Origin of the sequence: Clostridium sp. OM05-6BH, assembly GCF_003481635.1 — a bacterium.
Taxonomy (GTDB): Bacteria; Bacillota; Clostridia; order Lachnospirales; family Lachnospiraceae; genus Butyribacter.
Genome location: NZ_QULH01000034.1, coordinates 1 through 753, shown reverse-complemented (window position 1 = coordinate 753; position 753 = coordinate 1). Strand labels below are relative to the sequence as shown.

Annotated in this window: 1 protein-coding gene; it reads right to left on the bottom strand. The window is 38.8% G+C overall.

Translation table 11 applies throughout. The features are described from left to right. Positions 1–714: leucine-rich repeat protein (locus DXB73_RS14085; protein WP_207665879.1), on the bottom strand; the 714-nt coding region annotated here is incomplete at its 3' end. Positions 715–753 lie beyond the last annotated feature (39 nt).

The window sequence follows — 753 nt, the reverse complement described above, 5'->3', positions numbered from 1 at the left end:
ATTCAACGAACAGCACACAAACGCATTCTGCTCAATCACCTTTACCGTATCCGGCAGGATCACCTTTTTAATGTTGGTGCAGAAGGAAAAAGCGGAATCTGCTATCTTTGTTGTTCCCTTTTTTACTTTGACCGTTTTTGCCGTATACTTTCTTGGTACAGTAATTAATTTCTTTCCATTTTTAGTATACAACACTCCCTTGTATGACCTATACCACTTGTTACCGGATGCCACATTAAATTTCTTCAGATTCTGTAGAAATGACTGCATTCCCTTACAATACCCCTCGTTCAGCCATCCCCCTTCATAACAGTCTATAACCTTAACTGTCTTTGGAATACTCAAGTATTCCACCTTTGGGATCGGGACATCCTCATGTTCTCCGTAAAATTCATTGCGGTATTCCTCATTCGCTGCCCAATCAAACGCCGGCATAATAGAAATCTTTACCACCTTTTTCCCATTGATTTTGGCGGGTACAACTACCTTCTTTTTATCCATAGGTATTCCAACAATGGTGACGGTATTATCTTTTTTTTCACAAAGATACGTAAATCCATCCTGTTGTCCCCATTTTGATTTATACTTCTCTTCAATGGTAAAATATTTTTCCAAAAACTTATAATACTTATCCTCTGCTTTTACTGTTGTCGACTTCGAAAATATTGTTGCGGCACACAGCAACAACAAACTCACACAATATCTGATTTTCATAGTGATCACCCATCCTTTCCTGCACAGTCACTCTGTGCA